Source organism: Lysobacter sp. DMC97, from assembly GCF_056313745.1.
In genome coordinates this window covers 131,514-148,464 of sequence record NZ_JBQUZR010000008.1, presented here as the reverse complement: position 1 = coordinate 148,464, position 16,951 = coordinate 131,514, and the positions used below count along the sequence as shown (strand labels likewise).

At 72.0% G+C, this 16,951-nt stretch carries 20 protein-coding genes; 7 read left to right on the top strand and 13 right to left on the bottom strand.

The features are described from left to right. Nucleotides 1–72 precede the first annotated feature (72 nt). The gene (locus ACT53Q_RS17590; RefSeq protein WP_476187955.1) at nucleotides 73–756 is read left to right on the top strand and encodes a response regulator; all 684 of its coding nucleotides are present in this window, start codon (nucleotides 73–75) and stop codon (nucleotides 754–756) included. On the opposite strand, the gene ACT53Q_RS17585 is transcribed toward ACT53Q_RS17590, so the two are convergent. The 3 genes from ACT53Q_RS17585 to ACT53Q_RS17575 all read right to left on the bottom strand — a co-directional run bounded on the left by ACT53Q_RS17585 (nucleotide 750) and on the right by ACT53Q_RS17575 (nucleotide 2,470). Further along, complete coding sequence (locus tag ACT53Q_RS17585; protein ID WP_476187954.1) at nucleotides 750–1,040, bottom strand: cyclase; 291 nt, start codon at nucleotides 1,038–1,040, stop codon at nucleotides 750–752. The two genes, ACT53Q_RS17590 and ACT53Q_RS17585, sit on opposite strands and share 7 nt — an antisense overlap. Beyond that, nucleotides 1,037–1,930: a DMT family transporter gene (locus tag ACT53Q_RS17580; protein ID WP_476187953.1), complete on the bottom strand. Its 894-nt coding sequence runs from the start codon at nucleotides 1,928–1,930 to the stop codon at nucleotides 1,037–1,039. Before ACT53Q_RS17580 ends, ACT53Q_RS17585 begins: the two co-directional genes overlap by 4 nt. A 69-nt stretch (nucleotides 1,931–1,999) precedes the next feature. Then, a complete protein-coding gene (locus tag ACT53Q_RS17575) occupies nucleotides 2,000–2,470 on the bottom strand; it encodes a cupin domain-containing protein (protein WP_476187952.1) in 471 nt (156 codons plus the stop codon). A 145-nt stretch (nucleotides 2,471–2,615) separates the two neighbouring features. Between ACT53Q_RS17575 and ACT53Q_RS17570 the strand changes: the two genes are divergently transcribed. The 5 genes from ACT53Q_RS17570 to ACT53Q_RS17550 all read left to right on the top strand — a co-directional run bounded on the left by ACT53Q_RS17570 (nucleotide 2,616) and on the right by ACT53Q_RS17550 (nucleotide 7,618). Next, nucleotides 2,616–3,533 (top strand): LysR substrate-binding domain-containing protein, encoded by a 918-nt coding sequence (locus ACT53Q_RS17570; protein ID WP_476187951.1) that lies wholly within the window; start codon nucleotides 2,616–2,618, stop codon nucleotides 3,531–3,533. A gap of 72 nt (nucleotides 3,534–3,605) precedes the next feature. Next, on the top strand, nucleotides 3,606–4,556 hold the full coding sequence (locus ACT53Q_RS17565; protein ID WP_476187950.1) for a DMT family transporter: 951 nt from the start codon (nucleotides 3,606–3,608) through the stop codon (nucleotides 4,554–4,556). A gap of 11 nt (nucleotides 4,557–4,567) precedes the next feature. Continuing rightward, entirely contained in the window at nucleotides 4,568–5,233 is a 666-nt protein-coding gene (locus ACT53Q_RS17560; RefSeq protein ID WP_476187949.1) for a DUF6988 family protein, read from the top strand. 17 nt (nucleotides 5,234–5,250) lie between these two features. Further along, nucleotides 5,251–6,879 (top strand): ExeA family protein, encoded by a 1,629-nt coding sequence (locus ACT53Q_RS17555; RefSeq protein WP_476187948.1) that lies wholly within the window; start codon nucleotides 5,251–5,253, stop codon nucleotides 6,877–6,879. 1 nt (nucleotide 6,880) lies between these two features. After that, complete coding sequence (locus tag ACT53Q_RS17550) at nucleotides 6,881–7,618, top strand: general secretion pathway protein GspB (protein WP_476187947.1); 738 nt, start codon at nucleotides 6,881–6,883, stop codon at nucleotides 7,616–7,618. Nucleotides 7,619–7,651: 33 nt separating this feature from the next. Here ACT53Q_RS17550 and ACT53Q_RS17545 read toward each other — a convergent pair whose 3' ends face one another. The 3 genes from ACT53Q_RS17545 to ACT53Q_RS17535 all read right to left on the bottom strand — a co-directional run bounded on the left by ACT53Q_RS17545 (nucleotide 7,652) and on the right by ACT53Q_RS17535 (nucleotide 9,241). Next, complete coding sequence (locus tag ACT53Q_RS17545) at nucleotides 7,652–8,341, bottom strand: helix-turn-helix transcriptional regulator (RefSeq protein ID WP_476187946.1); 690 nt, start codon at nucleotides 8,339–8,341, stop codon at nucleotides 7,652–7,654. A 39-nt stretch (nucleotides 8,342–8,380) separates the two neighbouring features. Then, a complete protein-coding gene (locus ACT53Q_RS17540; protein ID WP_476187945.1) occupies nucleotides 8,381–8,770 on the bottom strand; it encodes a VOC family protein in 390 nt (129 codons plus the stop codon). Between the two features lie 96 nt (nucleotides 8,771–8,866). After that, nucleotides 8,867–9,241, bottom strand: a complete 375-nt coding sequence (locus tag ACT53Q_RS17535) for a VOC family protein (RefSeq protein WP_476187944.1) — start codon at nucleotides 9,239–9,241, stop codon at nucleotides 8,867–8,869. Nucleotides 9,242–9,358: 117 nt separating this feature from the next. Here ACT53Q_RS17535 and ACT53Q_RS17530 point away from each other — a divergent pair, with 117 nt between their 5' ends. Next, nucleotides 9,359–9,577, top strand: coding sequence for an RNA-binding S4 domain-containing protein (locus tag ACT53Q_RS17530; RefSeq protein WP_476187943.1), 219 nt, complete (start codon nucleotides 9,359–9,361; stop codon nucleotides 9,575–9,577). Nucleotides 9,578–9,584: 7 nt separating this feature from the next. On the opposite strand, the gene ACT53Q_RS17525 is transcribed toward ACT53Q_RS17530, so the two are convergent. The 7 genes from ACT53Q_RS17525 to ACT53Q_RS17495 all read right to left on the bottom strand — a co-directional run bounded on the left by ACT53Q_RS17525 (nucleotide 9,585) and on the right by ACT53Q_RS17495 (nucleotide 16,808). Then, the gene (locus ACT53Q_RS17525) at nucleotides 9,585–10,271 is read right to left on the bottom strand and encodes an aquaporin (protein ID WP_476187942.1); all 687 of its coding nucleotides are present in this window, start codon (nucleotides 10,269–10,271) and stop codon (nucleotides 9,585–9,587) included. Next, nucleotides 10,268–10,768: an arsenate reductase ArsC gene (locus ACT53Q_RS17520; RefSeq protein WP_476187941.1), complete on the bottom strand. Its 501-nt coding sequence runs from the start codon at nucleotides 10,766–10,768 to the stop codon at nucleotides 10,268–10,270. The genes ACT53Q_RS17525 and ACT53Q_RS17520 overlap by 4 nt, the downstream gene beginning before the upstream one ends. Nucleotides 10,769–10,778: 10 nt before the next feature. Further along, nucleotides 10,779–11,366, bottom strand: coding sequence for an ArsI/CadI family heavy metal resistance metalloenzyme (locus ACT53Q_RS17515; protein ID WP_476187940.1), 588 nt, complete (start codon nucleotides 11,364–11,366; stop codon nucleotides 10,779–10,781). Between the two features lie 25 nt (nucleotides 11,367–11,391). Next, nucleotides 11,392–11,715, bottom strand: a complete 324-nt coding sequence (locus ACT53Q_RS17510) for an ArsR/SmtB family transcription factor (protein ID WP_476187939.1) — start codon at nucleotides 11,713–11,715, stop codon at nucleotides 11,392–11,394. Nucleotides 11,716–11,797: 82 nt separating this feature from the next. After that, nucleotides 11,798–12,787, bottom strand: coding sequence for a hypothetical protein (locus ACT53Q_RS17505; RefSeq protein ID WP_476187938.1), 990 nt, complete (start codon nucleotides 12,785–12,787; stop codon nucleotides 11,798–11,800). 25 nt (nucleotides 12,788–12,812) lie between these two features. After that, entirely contained in the window at nucleotides 12,813–14,723 is a 1,911-nt protein-coding gene (locus ACT53Q_RS17500; RefSeq protein ID WP_476187937.1) for an alpha/beta hydrolase family protein, read from the bottom strand. A 93-nt stretch (nucleotides 14,724–14,816) separates the two neighbouring features. After that, the gene (locus tag ACT53Q_RS17495; protein ID WP_476187936.1) at nucleotides 14,817–16,808 is read right to left on the bottom strand and encodes a DEAD/DEAH box helicase; all 1,992 of its coding nucleotides are present in this window, start codon (nucleotides 16,806–16,808) and stop codon (nucleotides 14,817–14,819) included. Nucleotides 16,809–16,951: the final 143 nt, after the last annotated feature.

Genomic DNA, 16,951 nt, shown 5'->3' with positions numbered 1-16,951 from the left:
GGCCATGGGCCGGAATGTCGTTCATGGAAGGGAGGTCGCGGGCCGGCAGTCATTCTGAGGAGAGCATCGGGCGTGAGCATTTTCGATTCGGTCAAACGCTGGCGCGATGCCATGCGCGTGCGCGAGGGTGCCAGCACCCCGGGCGCCGAACCCCTGCCGCCCCCCCCGTCCTCGCTGCGCCCCGCCCCGCCCCGTCCGCCGACCCCGGAAGAACTGGACACCCTCGCCGAGACCGTCACGCCGGCGCAGATCGCCGAGGCGGCGGTCGCGCCGCCGGCGATCGACGACGGCTACGGCGGCCCCGAGCGCCGCGAGCGTCCGCGCAGCGTGCCCCGTCCGGGCACCACGGTCCTGATCGTCGACGATTCGACGACGATCGTGGCGGTGCTGCGCAAGATGCTGCAGCAGAACGGCTACGAGACCTACGAGGCCTACACCGCCGAGGACGCGCTGGAATTCGCGCGGACGATGATCCCCGACCTGATCTTCCTCGACATCGTGCTGCCGGGCATGGACGGCTTCGCCGCCCTGCGCACGCTGCGCCGCGAGCCGGCGACCAAGCAGGTGCCGGTGATCATGATCAGCGGCAACCAGCAGGCCACCGAGCAGTTCTACGTGCAGCGCATCGGCGCCGACGACTTCATGAAGAAGCCGTTCTCGCGCGCCGAGGTCTTCGCCCGCATCGAGCGCCTGCTCGACGAGGAAGGCATCCCGCGCCGCGCGACCGCCAGCACCCCGCCGGTCGCGGCCTACTGAGTCGCGGCCCGCGGATCGTCGTCGCGATCCGCCTGTGACCGCTTGTGCGGTTCGTCGATCAGCGCCTTCCGCAGGATCCGCACCTCGCCCACCATCAGCAGCCGCAGGTCGCGCACGATCGCCGCGGCCAGCGCGTCGTCGTCCACGTCCTCGGCGCTGCGCGCGTCGCCATGCCAGTCCAGCCGGAAATCCTGGCCCTGCAGGCCGCCGCCGTTGCGGAAGTCGATCTCGAAATCGAACACGACGCGGCGCTGCAGCGTCGCGCCATCGACGTCCGCATTCATCGCGGCGACCGCTGGCTGAGGATCACGCTGCCGAGGATCAGCGTGCCGGCGACGGCCATCGCCGGCGTCAGCGGTTCGTCCAGCAGCAGCCACGCCCAGCCGACGCCGAACAGCGGCACGAGGTAGGTCGTGGTCGCCGCGCGCGGCGCGCCGACCCGCGCGATCAGCCGGTAATACGTGACGAACGCGATGCCGGTGCAGACGACGCCCAGCGCGGCCACCGCCGCCCACGCCTTCGCCGACACCGCATGCATCGGCCACTGCGCGATCGCGAACGGGGCGGCCATCAACGCCGCGCAGCTCAGCGTCGCCGCGGCGACCGCGGTCGCCGGCAGGCCGGCGAGATGGCGCTTCACCAGATTGCCGCCGACGCCGTACAGGAACGCCGCCGTCGTGCCGGCCGCGACCGGGCCGCCGATCGACGCGCCGCCGACCTTGCCGCTGGCCAGCACGACCACGCCGACGAAGCCCGCGACCAGCGCGGCGATGCGCCGGCCGCCGATGCGTTCGCCGTAGAACAGGAAGGCCACCAGCGCGGCGAACAGTACCGCCATCGAATTGGTGATCGCGCCGACGCCGGCCGGCGCGCGCTGCGCGGCCCACGCGAACAGCGCGAACGGCACCGCGGAGTTGATCGCACCGATCAGCGCCAGCCGCGGCCACCGCGGCGCCGGGAACATGCGGCGGGCGCGCCACAGGAACGGCAGCAGGATCAGCGCGCCCAGCCCCAGCCGGATCGCCACCAGCGGCGCCGCGCCGAACTCCGGCGCGGCCACGCGCATGAACAGGAACGACGCGCCCCACACCGCGCCGAGCGCGACGATCTCCAGCGGCGTCAGCCAGGCGGGCGCAGTCTGCGGGGATGAGGCGTCGGCAGGGATGGCGTTCAAGCGGGCTCCGGGGAACGGATGCAGATCGGGATGCGGATGACGGAAGGCGACAAGCGCGGCGAGTCGCGCTCAGCCCTGCGGGACGTGCAGTTCGCCGACGAGTGCGGCCGGGTCGCCGCCCGCACCGAGGAAGGCTTCGGCGGTCAGGTGGAAACCCAGCAGCCGGGCACCGGTGTCGCTGTGCGGACGCTGCCGGCCGCCGGGCCGGACCAGCACCCAGGTGCCGGCGCCGTGGCGGTGGTCACCGTCGATGACCTCGCCGTCCAGCACGCAATAGGCGGCCCCGGTGTCGCGCCGGGGATCGCTCGGCCACACGCCACCGGGAGCGAGTTCGACCAGCCAGGCCCGCGCACCGATCGGGGCCGGCAACGGACGCTGCAGGCAACCGGGCCCCGCGATCTCTGCCGGCACTTCGTCCAGCGCCAATGCGAGGGGGACGATGTCCGCGGCCAGCGGAACGACATCGGCCGGCCGCGATCGGCGCGGGGCGATCGGCGCAACGCGGGCGATGGCGGCGGGGAGGGAGACGGACAAGGCCATGGCAGCGCGCTCCGGGGGCGACGACCCGTGCGTCGGGAATGCCGACGATCATCGAACGCGGGTCTGCGGACGATTATCGGCCGCCACCAAACGCCGACAAGCGCATACTTTTCCACCCAGACACAAGCCAGATTCGAGGCTCGCCATGCCCCTGCGCCCGGATTGGCTGCCCGCGCTCGCCGCGTTCGAGGCCGCCGCCCGCCACCAGAATTTCGCCCACGCCGCGGAGGAGCTGCACCTCACCGCCAGCGCCGTCAGCCACCACGTGCGCAAGCTGGAGGCGCGGCTGGGCGTGTCGCTGTTCCAGCGTCATGCCCGCGGCGTGGCGCTGACCGCCGAGGGTCGCCGGCTGGCCGACGCCGCCGGTACCGCGCTGACCGATCTCGAAGCCACGCTGGGCGACCTGCGCGGCGGCCGCGACGACCGCGACCGGGTGCGGATCACCACCCTGCACTCGCTGCTCAACACCTGGTTGCTGCCGCGGCTGCCCGACTTCGCCGCCCGCCATCCCGACCTCCGCCTGTCGATCGACACCGAGATCGCGCTGACCCGCTTTGACGACGACGGCCCGGACCTCGGCATCCGCCACGGCCCCGGCCACTGGCCCGGCCTGACCGCGCACTACCTGATGGACGACGCGCTGTTCCCGCTGGCGCCGCCGGCGCTGGCGGCGAGCGTGGCCGGCGTCGCCGACATCGCGGCGCTGCCGCTGGTGGCCGACCTCGCCCGGCAGGGCTGGCCGGACTGGTTCCGCGCCGCCGGCGTGCCCGGCGCGCGGCTGGACATCCGCCACACATTCAGCGACAGCACCGACGCGCTGGAGGCCGCGGCGCAGGGATTCGGCGCGGTGCTGGCGCGCGCACGGATCGCCGAGCCGTGGCTCGGCACCGATCGCCTGCAACGGCTGCCCGGCCCCGCCCTGCCGACGCGCTGGCGCTACTTCGTCGTGCATCCCGCGCACCGCCGGCTGCGGCCCGCGGCGCAGCGCTTCCTCGACTGGCTGCTGGCGATCACCGCCGGCGAACGCGCCACGGAAGCCGCGCGTGTCGACCCGACACGGTAAGCTGCGCCACCGCCTCCGAACCTCCGCGCGCCGTTCGCCGCGCGCCCTGCCGATGACCGCCGTTTCTTGCCGATGACCGCCGCCTCCACCCGCACCGCCTGGGTGCAGATCCACCTCTGCGTGCTGCTGTGGGGCTTCACCGCCATCCTCGGCAAACTCATCACCCTGCCCGCGCTGCCGCTGGTGTGGTGGCGCATGCTGCTGGTCGCCGGGCTGCTGTTGCTGCTGCCGCGCGTGTGGCGCGGCCTGCGCGCGATGCCCGCGCGCCTGCGCTGGAGCTACGCCGGCGTCGGCGCGCTGGTCGCGCTGCACTGGCTCACGTTCTACGCGTCGATCAAGCTGTCGAATGCCTCGGTCGGCGCCACCTGCATGGCGCTGGGCACGGTGTTCACCGCGCTGGTCGAGCCGCGCATGACCGGCCGCCGCCTGTCCAAGCGCGAAGTCGGGCTGGGCGTCGCGGTGCTGCCGGGCGTGGCGCTCGTCGCCGGCGGCGTGCCGGCGGGCATGCTCGCGGGGATCGCGGCCGGCGCGCTGTCGGCGCTGTTCGTCGCACTGTTCGGCTCGCTCAACAAGCGGCTGGTCGAATACGGCGACGCGCTGTCCGTCACCGCGCTCGAAATGGCCGCCGGCGTCGCGACGATGACGCTGCTCGCGCCGGTGTCCGGCCTGCTGTCGCCGCACGCGTTCGGCGGCGACCCGTTCGTGCTGCCCGGCCTGCGCGACGCGCTGTGGCTGCTGGCGCTGGCGGTGGCCTGCACGCTGATCCCGTTCGCGCTGTCGCTGGTGGCGCTGCGCCGCATCACCGCCTTCGGCGCACAGCTCGCGGTGAACCTCGAACCGGTCTACGCCATCTTCCTCGCCATCGTGCTGCTCGGCGAACAGCGCGAACTCACGCCGACGTTCTACCTCGGCGTCGCCATCATCCTCGGCACCGTGCTGATCTACCCGCTGGTGCTGCGCCCGCGCCGCATCGATCACCCGGAAACGCTGGCGACGGCGGAATCCAAGGTCATTTCCGAATAGGAGGCGCCGCCATGGAAGGCACGTTCATCCGCGTCCTGCAGCGAACACACCTGTTGCAACAGATGCTCCAGGACACCACCGACCATCCGCCGGCGGACGACACTCCGCGGGCGCGTCTCAGCGCGATCGGCGCCAACCTCGCCATGGACCACTGGCTAGCGGTGACGACGCTGATGGAATCCTGCAGCTTCGCCTCCGCCATGGCGCTGATGCGGCTGCAGTACGAATCCCTGCTGCGATCGGTCTGGTGCCAGCACTGCGCCACCGATGCGCAGATCGACCTGCTCTCGGAATCGCTGTCGGAGGAATCGCAGCAGGCGGCGAAGCGGTTGCCGACCGCGACCGGCATGCTGGAAGCGCTCGCGAAGGTGCCGCAGGTCGGGAACCTCTGCGTGCGCCTCGACGAATTCAGGCAGTACTCGTGGGCGCCGCTGAACTCCTTCATCCACGCCGGCCTGCATCCGCTGGTGCGGCAGGCGGCAGGCTATCCCGTGGGCCTGCTGCTGCAGTCCGTCCGGCTCAGCAACGGCCTGGGCGTGCTGATCGCGATCCAGCAGGCATTCCTGACCGGGCAGCGCGACCTGCAGAAAACGATCCTCGCACGCTGCACCGCGTTCGCGGACTGCCTGCCGCCGGAACGGGAACCCGAGACCCGGCCGCCGGCACAAAGCGTTTAGAATCGCCCGAATCCCCGGTGGCCGCCCGCATGTACCTGGAGTTCTACGGCCTCGAACAGGCGCCGTTCTCGATCACGCCGGACCCGCACTACGTGTTCCTCAGCGAACACCACCGGGACGCGTTGGCGCACCTGCTGTACGGCATCCGCCAGGGCGGCGGCGGCGGTTTCGTGCAGCTCACCGGCGAGGTCGGCACCGGCAAGACCACGCTCAGCCGACTGCTGCTGAACCAGTTGCCCGAGAACACGCAGGCCGCGCTGGTGCTCAATCCGCGGCTGGATCCGGTCGAACTGCTGCAGACGATCTGCGAGGAACTGCGGCTGCCGGTCACCGCCGCGCCGGCGCCGGTCGCGGCGTCGCCCGCACCCGTCGCAGGCAAGCGCGATCGCGCGAAGGCCGGGAAGCCCGCGCCGACGCAGCGGCCCGGCGGCAAGGCGCTGTTCGATGCGCTCAGCGCGCATCTGCTGCAGGCCTACGCCAAGGGCGATCGCGTGGTGCTGATCATCGACGAGGCGCAGAACCTCTCGCCCGACGCGCTGGAGCAGGTGCGGCTGCTGACCAACCTCGAAACCGAAACGCAGAAGCTGCTGCAGATCATCCTGATCGGCCAGCCCGAGCTGCGCGACCTGCTGGCGAAGCCGGAACTGCGCCAACTCGCGCAGCGCATCACCGCGCGCTACCACCTGCGGCCGCTCGACGAGGCCGGCACCGAAGCCTACCTGCGCCATCGCCTCAACACCGCGGGCGCACGCCGGTTCCCGTTCGCGCCGGCGGCTGTGCGCCGCATCCATCGCCGCAGCGGCGGCGTGCCGCGCCTGATCAACATCATCGCCGAGCGCGCGCTGCTCGGCGGCTACGCGCACGACCTGCTGACGATCGACGCGAAGACCATCGACCGCGCCGCCGACGAAGCGCTGGTGCCCGGCAGCGGCGGCGGTGCGCGACGCGAACTGGCGAAACTCGCGCTGATCGGCGGCCTCGCGGTGGCGGCGACGGTGCTCGCGCTGCTGGCGGTGCGGCGTCCCGGCAGCGATGCAGCCTCGACCGCAACCGCCACAGTCGCGATGCCGTCTTCCACCGCGGCGACGCTCGACGGCGACGCGCTGCTGCAACGCCTCCAGCGCGCGCCGGCGACCTCGACGCGCGAGTGGCGTCGCCTGCTCGCCGACACGCAGGCGCCCGCCGCGCTGCGCGACGCCGCGCCCGAGGCCTGCCCCGTCGCGCCCGGCTGGCACTGCCTGCACGAACGCATCGCGCTCGATCCGCTGCTGCGCATCGATCGCCCGGTGCTGCTGCATCTGCGTGCCGAACCGCATGTCGCATGGGCGCGGCTGCTCGGCGCGGACGGCGATCGCGTGCATCTGTCGCTCGACGGCGTCCCGATCGACACGACCCGACTCGCGCTGTCGAGCGTGTGGAACGGCGAAATCCTCGCGCTGTGGCCCGCGCCCGATGCACTCGAACGCCGCCATGCCGCCGGCGACGCGGAAGCCCGCGCCTGGGTGCGCAAGCGCCTGCGCGCGGCGGGCCTCGCGATGCCGGACGACGTCGCGGCGCTGCGCGCTTTCCAGACCCGCCACGGGCTGACCGGCGACGGTCGCCTGGACGGCTTCACCGCCTTCGCGCTCAGCGCGCAGGAGCCCTGAGATGTCGTTCATCCTCGACGCCCTGCGCAAGTCCGAAGCCGCGCGCCGGCGCAGTGAAACGCCCGACCTGTTCGCGACCCTGCCGCAGGCGCCCGCGCCCGCGCGCAGCGGCGTCGCGTGGACGCTGTGGGCGATGGCCGGCTTCGGCGCGGTGTCGTCGGCCATCGCGCTGTGGCTGCTGCTGCATCGACCGGACGTGCCGAACACGCCACCCGCCGCGGCCGCCAGCGCGCAGACCGCGGTCGACGCGGGCGACACCGACCCCATGGCGGGCGCCGATGTCGATGCGGACACCGACGCGCGCACCGCCGCCGACGAAACGCCGGTCGCCACCGCCGTGCCGCCACCGGCCGCGATGCCGCCGGCGACAACACCGACGCCATCGCCCGCCCCAGCTACCACGGCGGCGACGCTGCCCGCACCGACGCCAGCCATCGCAACGCCGACTCGGACCGCGCCGCCGGTCGCGGCACCGGCACCGCCTCCCGCGCCGCCGGCGGCGAGCGGCGATCGCGCGACCGCGCTCGCCGATCTCGATCCCGAGGTGCGTCGCCAATTGCCGGCGCTGAAGCTGAGCATGCAGGTGTGGAACGAGGATCCGCAGCGCCGCTTCGTGATCCTCGACGGCCAGCGGCTGCGCGAGGGCGACACCGCCGGCGACGTGGTGGTCGAACGCATCACCCGCACCGACGTGCTGCTGTCGTGGCGCGGCGCGCGCCTGCGCCTGCCGGCGGAGTGAGCCGCGCGCGACGGCATTCCGGAGCGCCGCGCGTCAGGGGAAATCGTCGCAGCCGTACTGGCGCAGGTAATCGGCGAGCGTGCAACCGGATTCGTCGCGGAAGCGTTCGTCCAGCGGTTCCAGCACGCGGATGCGGTCGACGCGGAAATTGCGGAAAGCGTCGCGCGACTCGCACCACGCCGCGAGCGTCCACACGTTGCCCCAGAAGAAGCAGCCCAGTGGCCGCAGCGTGCGCACGCTGACCTCGTCCTTCAGGTCGAGATAGTCGATGCGCACCTTGCGCCGCGTCTCGATGGCATCGCGCAGGTGCTGCAGGCGATCGCGGGTGGCGGCGTCGGGACCGACCGGCGGCGCGAACACGCTCAGGCTTTCGGCCGCGGCGCGTTCGGCACCGGGCAGCACGCCGAGGATCTTGGACAGCGCCAGTTCGGCGCGCGCGGCCAGCACGGTGTCGATGCGCGGCTGCGCCAGGCGCACGCAGGCGACCAGCGCCTGCGCCTCGCGGGTGTCGAACATCAGTGGCGGCAGGTCGAAGCCGCGGCGCATGCGGTAGCCGACGCCGGCCTCGCCCTCGATCGGCACGCCCTGCGCCTGCAGCGCGGCGACATCGCGATACACCGAACGCTGCGAGACCTCCAGGCGCTCGGCGAGGAACGCGGCCGTCGTCAGGCGACGGCCGCGGATGAGTTGCACGATCTGGAAGAGGCGGTCGGCGCGGCGCATGGGAGTCGGGGGCGGGCTCGCTGACCGCATGCTGCCACGTCAGGCCGGCGCGTGCAGGCCGACGCGGTTGCCTTCGCTGTCGACGAACTGCGCGAACGCGCCCATGCCTTCGGGCAGTTCGGTGCGCGGCACGACGATGCGGCCGCCGACGGCGTCGACCCGCGCCAGCACCGCATCGAGCGACGGCGAGGCATCGAGATAGACGACGGTGCCATCGTCCGACGGCGTCGGCGCATGCGTGCCGGCGAACAGGCAGCCGCCGACGCCGGCGCCCTGGGCGTACGGAAACACCGCGAGCGTGGTCTCGGGCCCCATGGCCTCTCGCTTGAGCGCGACATCGAGCAGCGCTTCGTAGAACCGCTGCGCGCGGTCGAGGTCGGCGACCGGGATCTCGAACCAGTTCAGGGCATTGCGGTGGGCGTGTTGCATGCGGCCTCCTCGGGCGGTGTGTCGGGAGGCGCCATCCTGCGCGGGGGCTGCTGACAGCGTGGCGTCAGCAGCCTTGGCCACGGGCGCGCGGCGCGCTCACTCGCCCATGCAGCAGACGTTGAGCTTGTTGCCGTCGAGGTCGCGGAAATACGCGGCGTAGAACCCGGAATAGCGCTCGCCCGGCGCGCCTTCGTCGGTGCCGCCGAGTTCGATCGCCTTCGCGTACAGGCGATCCACTTCCTCGCGGCTGGCGGCTTCCAGCGCGACCATCGTGCCGTTGCCGACGGTCGCGGGTTCCTTGTTGAATGGCCAGGTGATGCCGAGGCCGGCACCGCCGTCGCCCTTCTCCCAGGCGATGAAGTAGTCGGGCTGCTCCATCGAACGCTTCGCGCCGATCTCGGCGAGGACGGCATCGTAGAAGGCAGCGGCGCGAACGAGGTCGCGGGTCCCGAGGGTGGCGTAGGCGAGCATGTCGGTCTCCGTGGAAAGGGAGGGCGCAGTCTCGCGGAAGACTGCTGACATCGGCTGTCAGCAGCGGCCGGACAGACGGGCCGCTATGCTGTGCCTCCGCACCGCAGACCCGCCACCATGCCCCGACACCGTTTCGTCCTCGACCGCGACCACGTCGCGCTCAACCAGCTGCTCAAGCTCGTCGGCGTCTGCGACAGCGGCGGCGCCGGCAAGCATCTGGTCGACACGGGCGCGGTGCGCGTGGACGGCGCGGTGGAACTGCGCCGCACCTGCAAGCTCCACGCGGGCCAGACCGTCGAGGTCGACGGCCACGTGATCGAGATCGCCGCCGACTGAGCCGGGCTCAGCCTTCCGCGCGCGCCGGCGCGTCCGCCAGCAGCCGCGCCGCGCCCAGCGCCAGCGCCGCGCCCGCGAGCTGCGCCAGCACGAAGCCGGCGACGTCCTCGGGGCGGATGCCCGCGAACGTGCGCGTGAACGCACGCGCGAACGTCACCGCCGGGTTCGCGAACGAGGTGCTCGCGGTGAACCAGTAGGCGGCGAAGATGTACGCCGCGACCAGCGCCGGGATCGCCTGCGGGCGATGGCGCACGCCCAGCACGATCGTCAGCAGCAGGCCGAACGTCGCCACGCCTTCGCTCAACCACTGCGCCGCGCCGGTGCGGACGTGGTCGCCCGGCTGCCACAGCGCCTCGCCGAACATCGCGTGCGCCAGCAGCACGCCGGCGACCGCGGCGACGCACTGCACGGCGACGTAGGCGAACGCCGGCGCCGGCAACGCCTCGCCGCGCAGGCGCATCGCCAGCGTCACCGCGGGATTGAAGTGCGCGCCGGACAGCGGGCCGAGCAGCACGATCAGCACGTACAGCCCGCCCGCGGTGGCGGCGGCGTTCGCCAGCAGCGCGACCGCGACGTTCCCGCCGGCCAGGCGCTCGCCCATGATCCCGCTGCCGACCACGATCGCCAGCAGCAGCGCGGTGCCGAGTGCTTCGGCGAACAGGGCCCGCAGCGCGGGCGAGGCCGTCGCCGTCATCCGTCGATCGTCCCGATGCCGCGGATCTCGCGCTCGGCCACCAGCCGGTCGAGTTTCTCCACCGGCAGCGCGGCGAGCAGTTCCACGCGACGGCGCAGTGCCGTGAATGCCTTGAGGTAGGCGCGGCGACGGGTCTCCTCGTCGCCCTCCACCGCGGCGGGATCTTCCACGCCCCAGTGCGCCACGACCGGCGTGCCGTACCACACCGGGCAGGTTTCGCCGGCGGCGTTGTCGCAGACGGTGACGACCAGGTCGAGTTCCGGCGCGCCGGGCGCGGCGAATTCGTCCCACGACTTGCTGCGCAGGCGCGAGGTGTCGTAGCCGATCGACGCCGCCAGGTCGGCGGCCATCGGCTGCACGCGCCCGCTGGGCTTGCTGCCGGCGCTGTAGGCCTCGAAACGGCCGTTGCCGAGCACGTTGAACAGGGCTTCGGCCATCACGCTGCGCGCGGAATTGCCGGTGCACAGCACGAGGATGCGATAGGGATGTGCGCTCATCGTCGTCTCCTCAGTGCTGCGCATCGTCGCGACGCGCATCGCCGCAGCCGGCCTGCTTCACCGCCGCGACCACCGGACCGCAGCAGGGCGCATCGGCGGGGCGATCGGCCTTCGGTGCGCAGCAGACGCCCTGCGGCGTGGTCGCGTCGCAGCAGTCCGCGGAGGTCGCCGCAATCCCCGCGGCATGCGCGATGGACAGCGTCGAGGCGATCGCCGGATCGTCGCCGTAGTACGACGTGACGTCGCCCAGCGTGTGGAAGGTTTCCCAGCGCGTGCCCTGCGGATCCACCGTCCAGAACTTGTCGGAGCGCGCGTGGCAGCAGGCGGTGCCGTGTTCGGCAAGCACACCCTGCCCCGCCCGGTCCAGTCGCGCGCCGAGCTCGGCCAGTTCGTCCGCGTCCTCGGCCTGGATGCCGAGATGGTCGATGCCCGCGGCGCCGGCACGGGTCGAGATCGCGAAGTTCACCCGCGGATCGTCGAGCATCCACTTGGCGTAGTCGTCCTTGCGGACCGTGGGTTCGGTGCCGAACAGCGCGGCGTAGAACCGGGTGCTTTCGTCCAGGTCGCGGACGGACACGTGCACGTGGAAACGCTTCATCAGGGGGTCCTCGGGATGAACGGGTTCAGCAGCAGTCGGGAGACGCCGGGGCGCAGTTCGAAGGCGATCCGGCGCAGCAGTTTTCGGTCAGGTAGGCCAGCAGGGCATTCATTCGCGCGTAGTCGGCGCGGACGCGGATCACGCGCCCCTCGCGGCGATCGATCACCAGCCCCGCGGCCCGCAGCACGTTGAGGTGCGCGCTCAGCGTGGCCGGCGGCAGGTCGACCAGCGCGCGCAGCTCGCCCACCGCGAGGCCGGCATCGCCGGCGGCGACCAGCGCGCGGAAGGCGCGCAAGCGGTGCTCCTGGGACAGCGCCTTGAGCGCGGCGAGGGTGGTGTCGAGATCCATGATTCCATATTTCCGGAATCATGGAATTGATGCAACCGCGAAAGCTCGCCGGCCGACGAACGGCAGGCCCGGGCTCGGGACCTCAGGCCAGCGGCAGGTCGCGATCGGCCGCGCAGACGGTGTCGTGGTACTCGCGCAGCGGCACGAAGTCGGCGGCCTCGACGCCCCCGCCGAGGGTGTCGAGATGCCGGCAGGCGGCGTAGCCGGACGCGCGCCGCGTGTAGGCATCGATCCACGCCTGCCGCGCCGGCAGCGTGGCGTGCATCGGCTGCCAGGCGCCGGACGACGGCGGGCGCAGGCGCGGCAGCCCGATGCGCCACGGCTTGGGCGTGAGCCGCGCGCGGAAGCAGCGCTGGTTGAAGCACATCCGCGCGAACACCGGGTCCACGCCCAGCGCGTCGAACGCCGCCTGCACTTCGGGTTCGCGCGGATCGAACGGCCGATGCACCGCCATCAGCCGCAGACCGGCGGGCGTGCGATACAGCCGCACGCGCCAGTCGGGCCGCGAGGCGAGGAAATGCCGGATGCGCTTCCGTGCGAGCCGTTCGGCACCGCCGCGCACGGCGACGCCCGCGCGATGCAGCAATCCCGGCAGCGGGACGCCGATCACCAGCGAGGCGAAGAACGCCACCACCAGCGATACCGGCAACTCGCGGCCCAGTCCCTCATGCAGACCGGCGGCGACGAGCACGCCCGTGACGATCATCGACAGCAGCACCACGCGCCCCGACGACGACCGCGGCGCGAAGTCGATGTCCGCGAACAGCAGGTCCGGCGTGTTGAGGCAGAGCGCGCCGTAGCCGTTGCGGGTGACGACGGACTCGCCCTGGCGATCGACGATCTCCTCGCGGATCGGCATGCCGTCGGCGCCGTTGTAGGCGACGCGACGCTCGTTGCGCGGCAGCACTTCGCCAGCGAGCACGCGATCGAGCGCCTCGCGCGCGCGCGCGTCGGCGTGCGCCTGCGCCTGCGCCTCGCCTTCGTCGGACCAGCCGAAGCGACGCACGGTGACGGTGCGGCGGCCTTCGCGATGCTGCAGGCGGGCCTCGGCCCAGTGGCGCGGAACGAGCATGCGGGTCTCCCGGTGTCGTGGCGGCTCAGTCGCCGCGCAGGTGCGTGCGCAGGAACGCGAGCACGTGGCCGTAATACTCGCGACGGTTCTCGTCGCCGTAGATGCCGTGGGTCTCGTCGCCGAAGAAGTACGTCTCCATCGGCTTGCCGGCCTGTTCCATCGCGGCGACCATCGCCCTGGCGTGCTCGAACGACACCCGCTGGTCGTGGCGCCCGTGCACCAGCATCACCGGCGTGCGGATGCGATCGACGTGCGCGATCGGCGACTGGTCGTACAGCGCCTTCTCGTCGTCGCCCACGGCCTCGTCGAGATAGTGGCGGCCATAGGCGCTGCGATGCGTGTCGCCCCACTTGCGGGTGATGAGCAGGTTGGTCGCGCCCGCGGTGGAAATCGCGCAGCGGTAGAGGTCCGGCTCGCGCACCACGCCCATCAGCGACGCATAGCCGCCGAAACTGCTGCCCCACAGGCAGACGCGCTTCGGATCGATGCGACCGCTCGCCATCGCCCAGCGCGTGCCGTCGACGATGTCGTCCATGATCTTCAGGCCCCACTGCCGGTAGCCGCTGCGCACGAACGCGCGGCCGGCGCCGGCGGAGCCGCGGTAGTTCACCCGCAGCACCGCGTAGCCGTTGGCGGCGAGCAACTGCGATTCCTCGTCGTAGAACCACGCGTCCTGCACGTCGAACGGACCGCCGTGCGGCATCACCACCAGCGGCGGCGGTGCCGTGCTCGTGCTCGCGTTCGCGGCCGCCAGCGGCAGGGTGAGATAGCCGTGCAGCGTCAGCCCGTCACGGGTGCGGAACGTGATCGGTTCGTTGCGGGCGAGCGCATCGGGTTCGAGCCACGGCTTCACGCGGGCGATCAGGTCCAGGTGCTTCGTCGACCGGTCCATCAGGTAGAAACTGCCGGGGTCGCGATCGCTGTTCACCTCGACGATGATCTGCGCGCCGTCGCGCGAACCGCTGGAGAACGAGACCGCGTCGTCGGGGAACGCCGCTTGCACGCCGCGCAGCAGCTTCGCGTCGGGATCGGCCGGATCCCAGAAACGTGGCTGCGGCAGGCCCGGGCCGTAGGCGGCGCCGATCGGCTGGCGGCCGTCCGCCGACCACAGCATGTACGCCGGGTCGAGCGCCTCGTCACGCAGCACGACGGTGCGCGCGCCGCTGGCGAGGTCGAGGCGTTCGATCGTGTCCGGCCCCTGCGGCTGCTCCACGCGCAGGAACACCTGCGTGTCGTCGCGCGAGGTGCCGACCAGGCGGATCTCGATCCCGCTCTTCGCCTCGTCGTTGAAGATTTCCCACTGGCCGTCGCGCAGGCGCCACACGCGCTGGACGTCGTTGTCGTCCCAGACGGTGGCGAACAGCACGCGGCCGCCGTTGTCGACGAAGAAGTTGCTGCCCGGCTCCGGCGACTCGGCGATGCGCGGCCCGGAACGGCCGGCCTTGGTGTCGACCTTCTGCACGTAGGACATGCAGCCGCGCTTGGTGTCGCGGGCGCAGCGCTCGACCAGGATGTGGTCGTCGTCGTCGACCAGCGTGTCCAGGAAGCCGTCGTACAGCATGCGCTTGCCGGTGCCGTCGACGTTCACCGCCACGACGCGCGGGTCGGTGTAGTACTGCTGGAACGTGTCGCCGCCCCAGCGCGTCTGCACGAACAGCCGCTCCTCGCCGACCCACCACAACCGGCTGATCTCGGCCTTCTCCTCGGGATCGAGCACGCGCACCGGCTTGTTCGTGGTGCGGTCGATGATCACCAGCAGGACGCGGTTCTCGCGGTTCTCCGGCTTGCGCACGGTCGCGGCGATGTAGCGCCCGCCGGGCGAGATCTGCACGAGATCGTGCTGGCTGGGCCGCAGGAAGTCGTCGAGCGTCGGCGGCGTGGCCGCCCCAGCCGTCGTCGCGGCCAGCAGCAGCGCCAGCCCCGTCGCGATCCGCATCCGCCGCATCCCCGATCCCCCGTGCCTTCGATCCCGGCACAGTCCAGCAAACCGGTCCGGCCTTGGCAAGACGCCGCGCTGCGCGCGCGGCGATCAGCCTTCGCGGCGCGGCGGTTTGCCGCCCGGCTTGCCGGAAAATTTGCCCGCAGGCTTGCCGCCCGGCTTGCCCGCGAACTTCGCGCCGGGCTTGCCCGGATGCGCGGCGCGCGGACGGAAGTTGCCCGGCTTGCCCTCGCCCTCGACACGCGGTTTGAACGTTCGCGGCGGGCGCGCGCCCGGCGCCGGCGCGAACTCGTCCAGCTTCTGGAGGCGCAGCATCTGCCCGGCCACGCGCACCTTCTTCAGGTGCATCAGCAGCGGCTTGGGCATGCCTTCGGGCAGGTCGAGGATGGAATGGTCGTCGTGGATGTCGATGCGGCCGATGTACTTGCTCTCGAGGTCGGCCTCGTTGGCGATCGCGCCGACGATGTTGCCCGGCTTCACGCCGTGCATGTGCCCGACCTCGATGCGGTAGGTCTCCATGCCCGGTTCCGGCGGCTGGCGCGGACCGATGTCGGCCTTCGCCCGCGGCGGGCGCGCATCGTCGCGCGGTGCGCGCGCGGGCCGCTCGTCGTGCGTACGCGCCTGCGGCTCGCGCGGCTGCCAGTCGCGCTCTTCCTGCGTGCGTTCACGCGGCGCGCGCTCGCGGCGCTCGTGGGCCTGCGGGCGATCTCCCTGCGGACGCTCGACTTGCGGACGCGCGCGCTCGGGCGGCAGCAGCAGCGGCGTGCGGCCCTGCAGCAGCTTCGCCAGCGCCGCGGCGATCTCGATCGCCGGCACGTCGTGCTCGCGCTCGTAGCGTTCCAGCAGGTCGCGGTAGAACGCCAGCGCCGCGTCGCCGCCGTCGTCCTGCGCGCGCGCGTCGCTGATGCGGCCGAGGAACTTCGCGATGCGCGCGTCGTTCACGGTCTCGACCGTGGGCAACTGCATTTCCTGGATCGGCTGGCGCGTCGCGCGCTCGATCGCGCGCAGCATGCTCTTCTCGCGCGGGCTGACGAACAGGATCGCCTCGCCGCTGCGCCCGGCGCGGCCGGTGCGGCCGATGCGGTGGACGTAGCTCTCGGTGTCGTAGGGGATGTCGTAGTTCAGCACGTGGCTGATGCGCTCGACGTCGAGGCCGCGGGCGGCGACGTCGGTGGCGACGAGGAGGTCGAGCTTGCCGTCCTTCAACTGCTGGATGGTCTTCTCGCGCTGCGCCTGCTGCACGTCGCCGTTGATCGCGGCGGCGGCGAGGCCGCGCGCCTGCAGCTTCTCGGCCAGTTCGTCGGTGGCCGACTTGGTGCGCGCGAAGATGATCATCGCGTCGTAGGGTTCGGCCTCGAGGATGCGGGTCAGCGCGTCGAGCTTGTGCAGCCCGCTGACGAACCAGTAACGCTGGCGGATGTTGGTCGCGGTGGTGGTCTTCGCGGCGATGGTGACTTCGACCGGGTCGCGCAGGTAGGTCTGGGCGATGCGACGGATCTGCGACGGCATGGTCGCCGAGAACAGTGCGACCTGGCGCTGCTCGGGCACCTTCTTCAGCACCGTCTCGACGTCGTCGATGAAGCCCATGCGCAGCATCTCGTCGGCTTCGTCGAGCACCAGCGCTTTGAGATCGGACAGGTCCAGCGTGCCGCGTTCGAGGTGGTCGATCACCCGCCCCGGGGTGCCGACGACGACGTGCACGCCGCGCTTGAGCGCCTGCAGCTGCGGGTAGTAGCTCTGGCCGCCGTAGACCGGCAGCACGTGGAAGCCGGGCAACTGGTGGGCGTAGCGCTGGAAGGCCTCGGCGACCTGGATCGCGAGTTCGCGGGTCGGCGCCAGCACCAGCACCTGCGGGGTCTGCTTCGACAGGTCCAGCCGCGACAGCAGCGGCAGCGCAAAGGCGGCGGTCTTGCCGGTGCCGGTCTGGGCCTGGCCGAGCACGTCGCGGCCGGCCATCAGCGCGGGGATGGTGGCGGCCTGGATCGGCGACGGGGTCTCGTACCCGACTTCCCGGACCGCGGCCATCACCGGCTCGGTCAGGCCGAGATCGGCGAAACGCAGGGAGGATTCTTCGGTGGACATGACGCACCCGCACGGCTGGAAACCGGCCATTGTGCGCCCCGGCGCTCGGGTTGTCGCTCTAATCGGCGATTTTTCGGGGCAGAAGGCGGATCGGCGGCCCCGTTCAGGCAGAACGCGCGGACATCCGGCCGCCCGGCGGGCCG